General features: G+C 67.2%; 13 protein-coding genes. 9 read left to right on the forward strand and 4 right to left on the reverse strand.

What is annotated here, in order from left to right:
• Positions 1-462 precede the first annotated feature (462 nt).
• The 4 genes from cmtR to V6S66_RS16275 are packed head-to-tail and all read left to right on the forward strand — an operon-like array spanning position 463 to position 3,864.
• Positions 463-822 carry a Cd(II)/Pb(II)-sensing metalloregulatory transcriptional regulator CmtR gene (cmtR, locus tag V6S66_RS16260; protein ID WP_290579771.1) on the forward strand — a complete coding sequence of 120 codons (360 nt, stop codon included), beginning with the start codon at positions 463-465 and terminating at the stop codon, positions 820-822.
• A complete protein-coding gene (locus V6S66_RS16265; protein WP_290579769.1) occupies positions 819-2,735 on the forward strand; it encodes a heavy metal translocating P-type ATPase in 1,917 nt (638 codons plus the stop codon). Before cmtR ends, V6S66_RS16265 begins: the two co-directional genes overlap by 4 nt.
• A complete protein-coding gene (locus V6S66_RS16270; RefSeq protein ID WP_026936349.1) occupies positions 2,735-3,343 on the forward strand; it encodes a cadmium resistance transporter in 609 nt (202 codons plus the stop codon). Before V6S66_RS16265 ends, V6S66_RS16270 begins: the two co-directional genes overlap by 1 nt.
• The gene (locus tag V6S66_RS16275) at positions 3,340-3,864 is read left to right on the forward strand and encodes a signal peptidase II (RefSeq protein WP_290579764.1); all 525 of its coding nucleotides are present in this window, start codon (positions 3,340-3,342) and stop codon (positions 3,862-3,864) included. The genes V6S66_RS16270 and V6S66_RS16275 overlap by 4 nt, the downstream gene beginning before the upstream one ends.
• Positions 3,865-3,881: 17 nt before the next feature.
• On the opposite strand, the gene V6S66_RS16280 is transcribed toward V6S66_RS16275, so the two are convergent.
• Positions 3,882-4,976, reverse strand: coding sequence for an integrase core domain-containing protein (locus V6S66_RS16280; protein WP_334207843.1), 1,095 nt, complete (start codon positions 4,974-4,976; stop codon positions 3,882-3,884).
• Between the two features lie 1,335 nt (positions 4,977-6,311).
• Between V6S66_RS16280 and V6S66_RS16285 the strand changes: the two genes are divergently transcribed.
• From V6S66_RS16285 to V6S66_RS16295, 3 genes are all read left to right on the forward strand, one after another.
• Entirely contained in the window at positions 6,312-7,262 is a 951-nt protein-coding gene (locus V6S66_RS16285) for a hypothetical protein (RefSeq protein ID WP_334207844.1), read from the forward strand.
• The gene (locus V6S66_RS16290; protein WP_334207845.1) at positions 7,262-8,884 is read left to right on the forward strand and encodes a hypothetical protein; all 1,623 of its coding nucleotides are present in this window, start codon (positions 7,262-7,264) and stop codon (positions 8,882-8,884) included. The genes V6S66_RS16285 and V6S66_RS16290 overlap by 1 nt, the downstream gene beginning before the upstream one ends.
• 295 nt (positions 8,885-9,179) lie before the next feature.
• A complete protein-coding gene (locus V6S66_RS16295; RefSeq protein WP_334207846.1) occupies positions 9,180-10,325 on the forward strand; it encodes a GNAT family N-acetyltransferase in 1,146 nt (381 codons plus the stop codon).
• A 114-nt stretch (positions 10,326-10,439) separates the two neighbouring features.
• Here the strand turns inward: V6S66_RS16295 and V6S66_RS16300 are convergent, their stop codons facing one another.
• The gene (locus V6S66_RS16300) at positions 10,440-10,904 is read right to left on the reverse strand and encodes a winged helix-turn-helix transcriptional regulator (protein WP_334207847.1); all 465 of its coding nucleotides are present in this window, start codon (positions 10,902-10,904) and stop codon (positions 10,440-10,442) included.
• Positions 10,905-10,960: 56 nt separating this feature from the next.
• Between V6S66_RS16300 and V6S66_RS16305 the strand changes: the two genes are divergently transcribed.
• Positions 10,961-12,397, forward strand: coding sequence for an MFS transporter (locus V6S66_RS16305; protein WP_334207848.1), 1,437 nt, complete (start codon positions 10,961-10,963; stop codon positions 12,395-12,397).
• 16 nt (positions 12,398-12,413) lie between these two features.
• On the opposite strand, the gene V6S66_RS16310 is transcribed toward V6S66_RS16305, so the two are convergent.
• Positions 12,414-13,292: an NAD(P)-dependent oxidoreductase gene (locus V6S66_RS16310; RefSeq protein WP_334207849.1), complete on the reverse strand. Its 879-nt coding sequence runs from the start codon at positions 13,290-13,292 to the stop codon at positions 12,414-12,416.
• A gap of 82 nt (positions 13,293-13,374) precedes the next feature.
• Between V6S66_RS16310 and V6S66_RS16315 the strand changes: the two genes are divergently transcribed.
• Positions 13,375-13,710 (forward strand): winged helix-turn-helix transcriptional regulator, encoded by a 336-nt coding sequence (locus V6S66_RS16315; protein WP_334207850.1) that lies wholly within the window; start codon positions 13,375-13,377, stop codon positions 13,708-13,710.
• 6 nt (positions 13,711-13,716) lie between these two features.
• On the opposite strand, the gene V6S66_RS16320 is transcribed toward V6S66_RS16315, so the two are convergent.
• Positions 13,717-14,391: a lysophospholipid acyltransferase family protein gene (locus V6S66_RS16320; protein WP_334207851.1), complete on the reverse strand. Its 675-nt coding sequence runs from the start codon at positions 14,389-14,391 to the stop codon at positions 13,717-13,719.
• Positions 14,392-14,404 lie beyond the last annotated feature (13 nt).

The following is a 14,404-nucleotide window of genomic DNA, read 5'->3' on the forward strand; positions in this document are numbered from 1 at the left end:
CATCGTCGCGAGGATCAATGAACTGACAGGTGATCGGGAAGCCGTGATCGCCATCAAGTCCACTGCAACCTAAGTCCGCACCGGGCCGATCCGATGTCCACCGGTCGCAGCCAGATGGGATCGAACCGACTCGAGAAAGCACCCTGTGATGTCTCACGAGATCGTGGACGGTTGTGTCTCGGGACATCGTTGACGGTCGGGTGTCTCATGAGTTCGTGGACGGTCGGTTCTGGGTGGGGCCGTGCCAGCCGTGGCGGGTCGCGGGCTTCTCGTAGGTCGCGATTGTGTGTCCTTGTGCGTCGGTGAGGGTGACGGTGCCGGCATCCCAGCTGATCGCGACGTGTACTGGTAGCACCGATTGTTGCTGAGTCGCGTATTCATCAGATGTCGACTGCTGTTTCGCCTTGTGGCGGAGGCTGATGCATCTGGCGATTGATCAGCCTGTGCTGTATAGTTCAGTGCATGCTGACTATTGCTTCTCGACTCGACGTCATGAACCGGCTCGGCCGGGCCATGGCGGATCCGATGCGTTCCCGGATCCTGATGACCCTGCTCGAGGGACCGAGCTACCCGGCGGTGCTCTCGCGTGAGCTGGAGCTGACTCGCTCGAACGTGTCGAACCACCTCACCTGCCTGCGCGACTGCGGCATCGTGGTCGCTGAGCCGGAGGGTCGCCAGACTAGGTATGAGATCGCTGATCCGCACCTCGCGGCCGCTCTCATCGCGCTGGTGGATGTGACTCTGGCTGTCGACGAGCACGCTCCGTGCGTGGACTCGTCGTGCACCGTTCCGGGTTGCTGCGGAGCGGGAGCAGACGCGTGAGCGCGGCATGCGGCTGCGAGCACGAGCCGACGACCACGGCAGTCGATGAGAGCGAGGAGAAGGAGCGGCCCTGGTGGAGGGACCGCGGGATCATGGTGCCGGTCTTCTCCGGTGTCGCGTTCCTCGCTGGTCTGATCCTTGAGTGGTCCGGCATGGAGATCCCGGCACTGGTGCTGTTCTGGGTCGGCTTGCTGCTGGGCGCGTCGACGTTCACGCCGGGCGCGATCCGGAAGCTGTTCAAGGGCAAGCTGGGCATCGGGCTGCTGATGACGATCAGCGCGGTCGGCGCAGTCGTCCTCGGCTACGTCGAAGAGGCTGCGGCGCTGGTGTTCCTCTACTCGATCGCAGAGGCGCTGGAGGACAAGGCGATGGACCGCGCCCGCGGCGGGCTGCGAGCGCTGCTGAAGCTGGTCCCCGACACCGCGACCGTGCGCCGCGACGGCGCTTTGGTGGAGATTGCGGCGAAGGACCTCGCGGTCGGGCAGGTCATGGTGGTTCGTCCCGGCGAGCGGATCGCGACCGACGGAGTCGTCCGTGCGGGGCGCTCCAGCCTGGACACCTCGGCGATCACGGGCGAGTCGATCCCGGTCGAGGTCGAGCCCGGCGACGCCGTGTCGGCCGGCGCGATCAACAGCGCCGGTGCGCTGGAGGTCGAGACGACGGCGGCGGGCACCGACAACTCGCTCACGACCATCGTGGAGCTGGTGGAGCAGGCGCAGGCGGAGAAGGGCGAGCGAGCGCGCCTCGCGGACCGGATCGCGCGCCCGCTGGTCCCGGGCGTGCTGGTCCTCGCGGCCCTGGTCGCCCTGGTCGGCTCGCTGTTCGGGGACCCGGAGCTGTGGATCACCCGAGCCCTCGTCGTCCTCGTCGCCGCCTCCCCGTGCGCGCTGGCGATCTCGGTGCCGCTGACGGTGGTCTCGGCGATCGGCGCGGCGAGCAAGTTCGGCGTGATCATCAAGTCCGGCGCGGTGTTCGAGCGCTTCGGCACGGTCCGCCACGTCGCCGTCGACAAGACCGGCACCCTCACCGGCAACGAGCCCGCCGTCACCGCGGTCCTCGCCGCGGACGGCGTGACCGACGCCCAGGCGCTGGCCTGGGCGGCCGCGCTGGAGCAGCACAGCACGCACCCGCTGGCCGCGGCGATCACCGCCGCAGCCCCCGGAGCCCAGGCTGCGGAGGGCGTGACCGAGCAGGCCGGGCACGGCATCGAGGGCAAGATCGACGGGACTCGGATCACCGTCGGCAGCCCCCGCTGGCTCGACGCCGGGGTGCTCGGCGACCAGGTCGCGGGCCTGGAGGAGCAGGGCATGACCGTTGTGATCGTGCACCGCGACGGGGCCCCTGTCGCCGCGATCGGCGTCCGCGACGAGCTGCGTCCCGAGGTCCCCGAAGTGGTGCGGACTCTCGCGGCGCAGGGCGTCGGGGTGACGATGCTCACCGGCGACAACGCCCGCACGGCACGGGCGCTGGCAGCGCAGGCCGGTATCAGCGACGTGCGCGCGGAACTGCGTCCCGAAGACAAAGCGACCGCGATCGGGGAGCTGTCAAAGGCGGGGTCGGTTGCAATGATCGGCGACGGCATCAACGACGCCCCCGCTCTGGCCGCCGCGGACATCGGCATCGCGATGGGCGCGACCGGCTCGGACGCGGCGATCGAGTCCGCCGACGTCGCGTTCACCGGCCACGACCTCCGCCTCATCCCGCGCGCGTTCGACCACGCCCGCCGCGGACGCCGCATCATCAACCAGAACATCGTCCTGTCGCTGCTGATCATCACCGCGCTGCTGCCGCTCGCGCTGTTCGGCGTCCTCGGACTCGCCGCTGTGGTGCTGGTCCACGAGATCGCCGAGGTCGTCGTGATCCTCAACGCACTCCGCGCCGCCCGCACGCGTACCCCACGGCTGGAGAGCTGATGCTTGCGACCATCGGCTCAGCGATCGGCTTGTTTGCTGCGACCAACATCGATGACATCGTCGTGCTGACCGTGCTGTTCCTGGCCTCCAGCCGAGGGAAGCCGCGACCGTGGCAGATCGTCGCAGGCCAGTACCTCGGGTTCATCACCCTCGTCGTGATCAGCGTGATCGCCGCGCTCGGCCTGACCATCGTCCCCGACGAATGGGTGGGCTTCCTCGGCCTGATCCCGCTCGGCATCGGCATCTGGACCCTCGTGCGGGGCCTGCGACGCAACGGTGACGACGATGACGACGACGAGAAGATCACCGCGGTCGGGCTGTGGGGCGTCGCCGGGATCACGATCGCCAACGGGGCCGACAACATCTCCCTCTACACGCCGATCTTCCGCACCAGTTCGCCCGGCGACGTCGTCGTCATGATCGCGGTGTTCCTCGTCCTCGTCGCCGTCTGGTGCGCTGCTGGACGCCTGATCGGAACCCACAAGGCCGTCACCGAAACGCTTGAACGCGTCGAGCACTGGCTCGTACCCGTCGTGTTCATCGGCCTGGGCCTGTTCATCCTGATCGATTCCGGCGTCATCGTCCGCCTCGTCGAGGTCCTCGCATGACCCCGGACGCGGCTGCCGATGCTGAGCTGACGTCGGGAGAGCGGCAGCAGAGGGGGCGTTGGCGGCTCACGGCGGGGGCACTCGCGCTCGGCGGGCTCGTCCTCCTGATCGATCAGGGGACGAAGGCATGGGCGGAGGCCATGCTCACAGTAAGTGAGCGCCTCCCGCTGATCGGCGACCTGCTGGGCCTGCAACTCGCTTACAACCCCGGCGCGGCGTTCTCCTTCGGTGAGGGTTCCACCTGGGTGTTCGCGCTGGTGGCCGTCGCGGCCACCGTCACCGCGATCGTGTTCGCGTTCCGTGTCCGACACCCCGGGTGGGCGATCGTGATCGGCGCGCTTGGCGGGGCCGCCGCCTCCCACGCCGGCGACAGGCTTTTCCGTGCTCCAGGGTTCGCCCAGGGGCACGTCGTGGACTTCCTCGCCTACGGGAACTGGTTCATCGGGAACGTCGCCGACGTCGTGATCGTCACCGCCGCGATCGCCGGAGCGCTTCTGATGATCCGCGGCAACGAGAACTGAGAGGACCATCATGGAGATCATCCTGCACCCGTTGGGTCTGACCTTGACGATGGCCTCTCCTGTTGCCGGGTGGAGGGTGAGCCGCGTTCTGGTAGCGATCGTGGTCGTCTCGGTGGTGGTCGGGTGGTCGTGGCGCGCGCCGAGGGCGGGATTTGCAGGAGGCGGGGTTCAGGCGTCGGTTCGGGTGCGGCCGGGGTGGCGGCCCACGCCTCGGCCGGGGTCTTGCCGTCGAGTGCTTGATGGGCTCGTTCGTTGTTGTAGTAGAGGTCGAACTCGTCGACCAGTGCCTGCAAGGCCTCGATTGTCTTCGCTGGTGGCCTGGCGTTGAGCCACTTCTGCAGCGTCTGGTGGAACCGTTCGTTCTTGCCCTGGGTTGTCGGCCGGTCCGGTTTGCCAGTGATGGGCTTGACCCCGAGGTCGAGCAGGTAGTCGACCAGCTTGCCGGTGAACCCGCGGCGGGTGGGGTTGAACGCCAACCCGTTGTCGGAGAGCAGCCGCTGCGGGACGCCCCAGCGGCGGATCGCGGTAGACACGACCAACACTGCGGCTCTGGCTGTCTCGCCGTCGGCGACGAGGCTTGCGGTGGCCATCCGGGAGTGGTCGTCGATGACCTGGTGAATCGACACGCTGGTGCCATCGGCCAGCGACCAGGCGAACGCGTCTATCTGCCAGCAGCAGTTCGGGGCCGGGTAGACGAACCGGCGGTTCGCCGCCCGCGGCCGCTTACGCGGTTCCGGCTTGGACACGCCAGCGGCAGCGAACGCACGAGCCAGCGTGGCCCTTGAGGGCGGGTTCAGCCCCTGGCGGCGCATCCGGGCGAGCACGGACAAGGGGCCGGCGTCCAGCCCCTGCTCGGTAAGCCAAGCTCGGACGGCGAGCGCGTGCTCGATCAACTGCTGGTCGGTCCGGTTCGGGCTGTGATGGGGGCGCCGTGAGCCCGGCTCTGTCGCGCCGACCGGACCGACCTCACCGGCCTGGCGACGGATCTTGTAGAACACCGCCCGACTGATCTGGTGCCGCTCGCAGAAGCGCGTGACCGCACCCCGCTCGGCATCATCGGGCCAGTTCGCGATCGCCCACCGCACGTCGGCGGGCACGTGGTTGAAGTCCATGCCCAAACCCCACACCCGCACCCAGTGCCCACGATGTCGTGAGACTCACTGCGCACGATGTCCCGAGACAGAACCGTCCACGATCTCGTGAGACTTCACACTCGAGAAAGCACCCCGCCTGCCCGAAATCGCCGACTCCGTCAGGTTCCTTTGAGCCACTAGAGCGCGGGAAACCCAAATGCCGGCGAGTTCAGCGGTGCGCCAAAACGCACTGTCCGATCTAGATTTGTTGTCCGCGGGGTCTAGTCGCGTTCCAGAATGCGCTGGCAAGTTCATCGATCGACGACTTCAAGTCCAGCACAATCTGATCGAGCTGAGTCATCGACCAATCGCGCGTGTCCTCACGATTCCGGAACCACCGCACCCCCGTCACGTGACCCGGCGGGGTCGTGTTCTTGCGGATCCATGACACGTGCACAACCTGGTCGCGAAGCTTCATCGCCGCGCTCGCTCGAACGAGCATCGCTCGAAGGCTGGCTATCGTCTCCGCCTCCAAGTCGGTTCTTTGTGCAAGGGCCCGCCGAAGCCTCCGGATGTTCGCCGAATGCCACTCCCCCTGAGTCTCGGTCATGTCCACTGAGCCCGTAAGTTCCATGTAAGCGCTCTCTAGCTGGTACTCCAGCTTCGTTGACCAATTGCATATGGCACCAATTCGGCGATGTGTTTCGTCTAGCCAAACGTCGCTCACGGACACCCACCTCCCTTCCTCTGCGGTCTTCCGCGACGATAACTGCGGGGTGTGACACCCGCGGCCCTGTTGAGAGCGAACTCGCTGCCGCCAGCACCTAGAGGTACGAGTAGCGCCGACGGGCTGCGCCGATCGCCTTTCCTTGGAGATCTGGCGAAGACTTGCCGCGGCGCTGTGTCCCGTCTCCACGCAAGCGTCGCTCAAGCGGTACGTCGCAACCCGTCGGGTTCTTCTTGGACACCGCAAGGCACAACTCGCTTCGCAGCCTGCGTCACCAAGATTGGACTTCACGCGGCTGCGCCCGCACCACCGTCCCGACCCCAATCAGAAGGATCTCCGGGATGGCGGGTGGACACCCGTTGAGTCGGAGCCAGCAGACGTTCGCACTCCTACGACCGAGAGCCCGGCTGCGCCGAAAGTAAACCGCTCCCGGGATCGTAAGAAGTGGCCTCCGAATGCGAGGTATTAGTGCTCTCGAGTCTTCGATTCGACTCGTCCGGTCGACGGCCAGCGAACGCGTGACTACCGCGGGCTGGGTGGCACACGCACAGAACCTGGCCGAAGAACCGTCGGATCTCGGTCGCACTTTCAAGTCCGCTGTCAGCGGAGCATGGCATGCTCGCCGACATCAAAGGAGAGGGGATCGCGTGAGCGCGACAGTCCAGAAAGTCACCTACGCGCGCGTCGCGAAGGACGCAACGCCAGGTACCGCATCTATCCGGCCTCACGATTCAAAGCTCGACGCATTTCTCCTCGAGCACGTCGAAGCACTCCAAGGTTTTGCCAACGGCAAGAACTCTTGCCCGGCAGTCTTCGTGGACCCCGCAAGCAAGACCTCCTTCGAGGCCTTGCGAGACGGCAACGATGCAGAGTTCCTGCAGGCTGCGCACGACCTGACACTCCAACTGATCGGCCAGATGACCGGCTCAACCGCGGAGGGTCTCCTGGTCTGCGTTCAGCTCCACGACGGTCAGGCCGCCGCCGCGGCGGTACTGAAGCTTCAGGTTGTCACTCCGAACGCCGCGAACCTCCAGACCCTGGACAGCGGGGAGCAACTGCTTTCCGCCGTCACAAACGTCATGGACGCGCCAGGGAAGTTGCAGAAGGGCGCGCTGCTAGACGATCCCCAGCCTGGCAGCGACGTTGTTGTAGGTGACGTGGCCAGCAAGGAGGCACAGTACTTTCCCCGCGCCCTCGGCATCTCGATAGAGGAGCGTCCCGGCCAGGCAGCCATCGCGATGCTCGACGTCATCAAGGACCTTCAAGGAGACGCGGTCGAAGTCGCATCCCGCAACGCACTTCCTAACTTGAGTGCCGGCACAGTCAGCGACGTGCTCACTCAACTGTCGACCGTCGTGCCGGAACTTCAGCCGACCACGGTACGTGACGAGGTCAGCAAGAAGCTCGCGGCCCGTGCGAGGCCAGTACGGAACGTTGAAACCACCGCGCCTCTGACTGAACACATCACCGCTTCCGGCGTCACGATCAAGGTGCCCATCACTGGGCAGGACCGAGTGAGCATCGAGCAGGACAAGGTCAATGGCGGATACAAGATCATCATCCGAGTCGACGAGCATCCCAAGCGCGAAGTTCGTTGATGAGCAGTTCGCCCACTCCCCCAGTCGTCGCTGACCCGATCCAACAGATCCGCGATGCCATCACTGTGGCAGAGCGCGTCACGAGAACAGCCGACGCGGTGGAGACGACCGCCGACCTCAACCAGATCACCCTGACTGCTCGCGCGTCCCTAGCAGCCATCGACCTGGACGACTTCGAATGCCTGATTGCGGCTGGCCACCTGGTGGATCTCCGCATCGATGCCCACCCGTGGAGTCTCCAGTTGAGGCGCGGAGGTTTTGACGGCGACGTCACCGAGGAAACCGGGCCACCCACAGCCGCCGTTGACCAAGCCAAACTCGATGACCTTCGGGACGCGCTAGATGCGAAGGACTTCCGCCCACTCGTGGACCTGCTGCAGGTACACGACGCGGACCTGACTCTGAAGATCGTCAACGACCCCGACGTGACCGGGACGCACTGGATCACAACGTCCGCCGCCATAGCGTCGATAGTGGGCTCAGATCTCTGGATACCCTTCGCGCACCGAGTCAGCCAAGGCCCAGCGATTCTGCTCGTCGACGATCTCGACGACACGGTCCTGCGGGGCGAGTCACTAGCCGTCTACGGGCCACGGTCCCCTACCCCCCGGGTTTTCGAGGAACGTGAGGTGCTGCGCCTCGAGGCAGAGTTCCGGGCGGCGGGGTCAGTGCATGGCCACACGCTCCCCTCCCCCCTGACCTTCGCAGACCTGACGGATGCTTCGTCCTCGACCAACCCTCACGCCCGCATCGTTGCCACGGCCATGCGGAAACTCACGGCACTCCTGATCTGGTCCCTCTTGGCAAGCTCCAGCGAGCCAGAAACCGGAGCAGTAGACATCCGGATCAGCGGCGCTCGTCAATTGCACGTCTCGGTCGTTCCAACCGGACATGAAGAGCTCGCGCACCTCATCGAGATGTACCGATGGGTTGCCACAAGCCCGGAGATAGACCGCCTGTACTTCGCACAGCAGGCACTGACCCTCGCAATTGTCACCCCCGAGGACATAAGCTCGGCTCCCGAACCTGCGCTACGAACAGCTCGATCGCTCTACGACCTCAGCCGACAGAACGCCGTATCTGAGGTCATGGCCGCTAGACGTTCCGCTCGAGAGACGGCACTCAGCGCGAGCCGAAGCGCCGCCACCCAGGCTCGCGAAGCGGCCTCGAAGTCAGTCGAGCGAACTATCGTTCAGGTAGTCGCAGCAGCGGCAGTCGTCGTCGCTCAACTACAAGATGCCGTGAGCGCGAAACAGGCCGCCTGCCTCCTAGCTCTCCTTGCGACACTGTGTGCCCTCGCCGCCATCGCAACGGACTTCGTCATCCTGAGATCCGCCCGCAACGGCCTCGATCACGAACTGCGGGATTTGAAGCGATACCGGGACACCCTGTCAAAGGATGACGTCAGGAGCGCCAAGCGGACCGGCGCTGTGAGGGCGGCTCGCGCTGACCTGCGACGAGCCCGCCTTACTTCCTGGGTGGTCTACGGTGCAGCCGCCGTCGCCCTATCCGTCGCTGCAGTCGTCGTCGTCAACCTCGGAATGGCGCACCCCCAACCCGTCGAACGAGCGCCTTCGAGCAACTCTCCGACGACGACCCCGGGAGTCTCTGAACTCAACTGACCTCGATGGTGGTGAGGACGGATCCGACCGAGCGCCGACAGACCGGTACGCCGTCTCGTCTGAGCGGAACGTCAACCGCTTCCCGAGCGACACGTCACTGCAACTCGTGCAGTATCGCTACTAGAGCCCGCGGGTCACTCCTGCAAGTGAGCCGCCGCCGAGGGATAGCGCGGGGTGCTCCGTCCAGTGTGTTGGCGGCGCCCGCGGCGACAAGATCGAGGGTTTCAGGACAACCAGTTCTTCCAGAGGTCCGAGCGCCTTAACGGTGATCCAAAGCGGCAGGCAGGATGGGAACATGAGCACCCGGGTGAGTGCCCTCGACGTGATCGACTGGTCCACTATCGAGCCGCACTGGATCGAGGCGTTCGGCGCGGCTGACGTCGACGGTCCACCCGGGCCAGGTGCTCGCGTCTGGCAGGTGGAGGCTGGCGGTGATGTCGCAGCACTCGGCATCGATCGCGAGTTCGCGACCTGGTTCGGCGACGTGCGCGTACCGACCGCCGGCATCGCTGGGATCGCGGTCCCCGCGGAACATCGCGGCAGCGGATATCTGCGACCACTTTTCGAGGCCATGCTCGGTGCGTCCCGCGAGCGAGGTGCCCTGCTCAGCGGGCTGTTCCCGACCTCTACCGGGACCTACCGCAGCCTCGGCTACGCGCCCGTGGCGCACCTCGACGACATCGCCGTGCCCACCCACCTGCTCGCGGTGCGCGGTGATGCCGCGACGGTTCGCAGGGCGACGCACGACGACCTGCTGGCGATCGCCTCGGCGTACGCGTCTTGGGCGCAGCACCACCGTGGGCCCCTGACCCGCGACGGCATCTCGTTCCCCGATCCCGCCAAGGCCTTCACCGACGAGACCACCGGTGTCACGATCGCTGAGTCGGCCTCCGGCGAGGTCACCGGGTACGCGTCATGGGACCGCGGCACGGGGTACGGCGCCGACGCCGTGCTGCGCGTTCGCGAACTCGTCGCCCTTGATCGCCCGAGCCTCGTGGGACTTCTGCGCACGATGGGCTCGTTCTCGTCGGTGGCGCCGGTCACCGTGGTCCGGTCCAGCACGGCCGACGAGTGGACCGGTCTGCTCCGCTCCGACGAATCCCGGGTGCAGCTGCGAAACACCTACATGGTCAAGGTGCTCGACGTCGCAGCACTGACCGCCCTGAGGCCCGCGGCGGGACTGTCGGCCGAGCTGCCGTTCACATGGCAGGGGCAGGGGTACGTGGCCACCGTCGATGGCGGACGGCTCGAGGTGGATCAGGACACCGCCGCGTCCGGCCGGCACGCGTTCGACGACACCGCGATCGTGCAGACCCTGTTCGGCGCGAGCGACTCCCGCACCCTGCGACGTCTCGGTCACCTGACGGGCAATGACGCCGACGACGCAACGTGGGATGCGGTCGCCTCAGGCTCGCGGCCTGCGATCGCCGACTACTACTGAGGGTCTGTCCAGCAAAGCGCGAACGGGCGGGAGCGTCGGCCTCACGTATTTGGCGTCTCAGATGCCCCTGGGGACCAGGGCCGTCCCGATCTGGTCAAGGCCGCTCGAGGCGACTCAGTTCGCCACCGATGTTGGCTCGGCGCCGGCGTCGAACTTCGCGCGAGCCTGGGCGATTTGGATCTGATGTTCCTCGGTCCAGCCGACGAGCGACTGGACCGTGCCGAGCAGGGTGTGGCCGAGCGGCGAGAGGCGGTACTCGACCTTGGGCGGAACCTCGGCGTAGACCGTGCGGTCGACCAAGCCGTCGCGCTCGAGGTGGCGCAGCGTGACGGTCAGCATGCGCTTGCTGATTCCGTCGACGGCGCGCTCCAGCTCGCCGAACCGCATGGTCTTCTCTTCGAGCAGTGAGATGACCAGTAGCGACCACTTGTCGGCGATGCGGTCGAGGATCTGGCGGACCTCGCAGTCCTCACGCGTGTCCCACTGGTAGGCGTCGTTGCCGCCGCGGCAGCAGTCGTCGGCCAGCACCTCGGTTACCTCGGAGGAACCGGGTGACTTCAAAGTGCCTTCTTGTGCCATCTCTCCATGGTGACCCACGCTGGTTCCAGTTACAAGAAGTAACCCGGATCTGATTCGTGACCAAGGAGATCGTCGTGACCGACAAGACCGCCGCGCAGCCCGCGGCACCCGCACCACCGATCGCCCCGAGGGCCGCCTGGGGAGTGCTCGCGGTGGTGACCGGGGCACTCTTCCTCGAGGGGATCGACATCGCGATGCTCAACGTGGCGGTGCCGAGCATCGCCGCAGACATCGGCCTGGAGACTGGGTCGGCCCACTGGGTCGTCAGCGCCTACGTGCTCGCCTATGGCGGCTTCATGATCCTCGGTGGGCGCGTGGCCGACCTCGTCGGACGCCGCCAGGTCTTCCTGGTCGCCCTGACGGTGTTCATCGCGTTCTCCGCACTCGGCGGCCTGGCTCAGGACGCGTGGGTGCTGGTGCTCGTGCGCTTCATCACCGGAGCCACCGCCGGCTTCATGACTCCGGCCGGGTTCGGCCTGCTGACGACGTCGTTCGCTGAAGGCTCAGCGCGCAACCGCGCCCTCGCGATCTACGGCGCGATCGGTGCCTCCGGCTTCCTCCTCGGCGTTGTGGCCGGCGGACTGCTGACGAGCGTGGACTGGCGCTGGGTCTTCTTCGCCCCAGCGCTCATCGGTGCTGCCTTCCTGGCAGCCGGTGCGGCATTCATCCCCCGGGAGTCGTCGGCACGCCCTCACCCGCGCCCCCGGTTCGACCTCGGCGGTGCGATCACCCTGACCGGCGCGATGGTCGCGGTCATCTTCGGAGTCGTCACGGTCGGCGAGGACCGAGAGTCCGTCGGCGGGTATGTCGCCATCGCCATCGCCGCGGCATTGCTCGTGGCGTTCGCCGGCATCGAACGCCGCACGGCCGACCCGCTCATCCCCACCGGCGTCCTCACCCGGGGCATGCTTCCGTGGGCGAGCACGATCGGCCTGCTCTTCATCGGCTCGTTCTTCGCCTGGCAGTTCCTCCTGACCCTCTACCTGCAGGAGCACCTCGGCTGGAGCCCCCTCGAGACCGGTCTGACGTTCGCCGCGATGGGCATCGAGCTCCTCGTCGCCCCGGTTCTGACTCCTAGACTGGTCGACCGATTCGGCAATGTCGCGGTCATGCTGGCTGGCCTGGTGGCTGTGACGGTTGCCTTCGCCTTGACGCTCCGGCTCGACGACACGTCGGTCTACGCCGGACTCCTGCCGTCAATGCTGCTCCTGGGCCTGGCGTTCGCCCTGATCTACGGCCCGCTCGCCGCAGCCGCAGTCGAGGGCGTCGACGAGGCGGACCACGGGGTCGGCGGTGGCGTGGTCTACACGGGCTTCCAGTTCGGCGCCGCCCTCGGCGTCTCCCTCGGCACGATCGTGCTCGTGGCCGGAAGCACCGCCGTGCCAGCGCTCGAGGACTACCAACGGGCACTGCTCGTCCCGGCCATCGGGGCCGTCATCGCCGCCGGATTGGGAGCAGTCAGCGTGGTCCGCCACCGCCAGGTCAGCACCTGACGGGCACGCCCATCTCCTATGCGCTCGGCGGCAGGAAGTCTTCGGCGACCACATCCCAATCTGTACCGGGTGTCCTGCTGGTCATGGCTCGCGCGGAGGCCGCGCGCACCAGCTCCGCGAGGCCGGGATCGATCCCGGCCTCGCGGCTGGACGCCACGATGTGCTCCAGAAACGACAGACACATGTCGAGCCGGGCCTGCCCGGCGTCGTACTGGCGCGCCGCGACCGACGCGGTCAGGTCGGGAAGGGATGCACCCAGCGTCCCGACGATCCCCTGTGCGTAGGGCAGGAACCGCTGCGGGTCGATGCCGTGCGCGGCCGCGAGGGCCGTGGCGTGCAGGTGGGCGTACATGCCGGCAAAGTAGATGTCGAGCATCGCCAGGTCGAGGGCTGGCGGCACCGCGTGGTCAGTGCCGACCACGTCGCTGGTGCCGCGCATCGCGGCATGGAGAGGCGCAGCCTGATCGAGGTCGGCCGGATCCCCGGCATAGAGCACGACGCAGCGCTCAGTTGCGACCAGCGGGGTTGGCACCATGACCGCGCCGGTGACGTACCGGACACCGAGTCCGGCCGCGTGCTCGGCCGACTCGGCGGCCTCGGCCGGCGTCCCCGTCGAGAGGTTGACGACGACCTGGCCCTCCAGGTGCGGGGCGATCTGCTCGAGCACAGCGCGGCTCGCGGCGTGATCACGGACGCACACCACCACGAGGTCCGCGTCATCGACGGCCGCGGCGGGCGATTCCACGACGTCGACCTGTCCGTCGGACAGGTTCTTCGGCGTGCGGTTCCAGGCACGGACCCGCCGGCCGTCTGTGGCGAGGGCTCCGGCGATCGTTGCGCCCATGGCACCCAGGCCGAGGACGGAGATGGACGTCATGTCGTTCGTGTCGGTCATGCTGACCATGCTGGGCGGGTGCGCTGGGCACGGTCCAGTACGCACAAAATAGTGGGGCCGAACCCGAGGTGAGCAGGTGGCGATGACCAAGACCGACCAGCAGTGCGGCGTGAACGTCGTCTTCGACCTCGTCGGCTCCAAGTGGAAGCCCACGATCCTGTGGCGACTCGACCAGGGCGACCACCGGTTCGCCGAGCTCCGCCGAGCCGTCGGCGGCGTCTCCGAGAAGGTCCTGACCGACCAGCTCCGCGAGCTCGAGCGCGACGGACTCGTCATCCGCACTGCGGGCGAGGGCTTCCCCCTGCGCGTCGACTACCGACTGAGCGAGGAGGGCGCCGAGCTCAACGCTCTCCTCGACCCGCTCGCCGCCTGGGGCGACCGACGGACGGCGGAGCCTCGTCAGCCTACGACGTCCTAGGCCCGGTCACGCGGCGTCGCGGGCCGCTCGCTCGGTGTCCGTGGGATGCCGGTCGACGTACTCCTGGCCGCTGAGCGTCCGGATCGCCGACATCAGCTCGTCGGTCGCCGCGCGCCACGTGGCCGGATCGTTCGGGCGATCACTCCACCCCGACAGATCCAAGGGTTCACCCAGACGAATCTCGACCCGCCCGCGCGACCAACCCCGCCGCCCCGGGCGGTCGACGGACCTCGTCCCGGTGATGCCCACCGGCACGACGGCACAGGGCGTCCGGAGGGCGACGCGCATCGCCCCCGTCCGCCCCCGGTACAGCCGCCCGTCGGGTGACCTCGTCCCCTCGGGATAGATCGCCCACACGCCACCGCCCCGCAGGATCCCGGCGGCGGCGGCGAGGGCCCCATCGGCACTGCCGTCACCGCCACGACTGATGGGCACCTGCCCCGTCAGCCGGCACAAGGTGCCGTACAGCCAGGCGGCTGCTCCGCCCCGGGAGAAGTACTCGCTCTTGGCGACGAAGGTCAGGCGCCGCGGCAGGGCCGCGCACAGCACGAGGGAGTCGATCTCGGCGAGATGATTCGGCGCGAGCACGACCGGCCCCTTCGGCAAGCGGCCCACGACCCTCGGTCGCGCGAACCACCGCACGACCGGTCCGAGCAGCAGCATCTTCAACACCCAGTACATCCAATGCCTCCTA

The organism is Aeromicrobium sp. Sec7.5, from assembly GCF_036867135.1.
Classification (GTDB): domain Bacteria; phylum Actinomycetota; class Actinomycetes; order Propionibacteriales; family Nocardioidaceae; genus Aeromicrobium.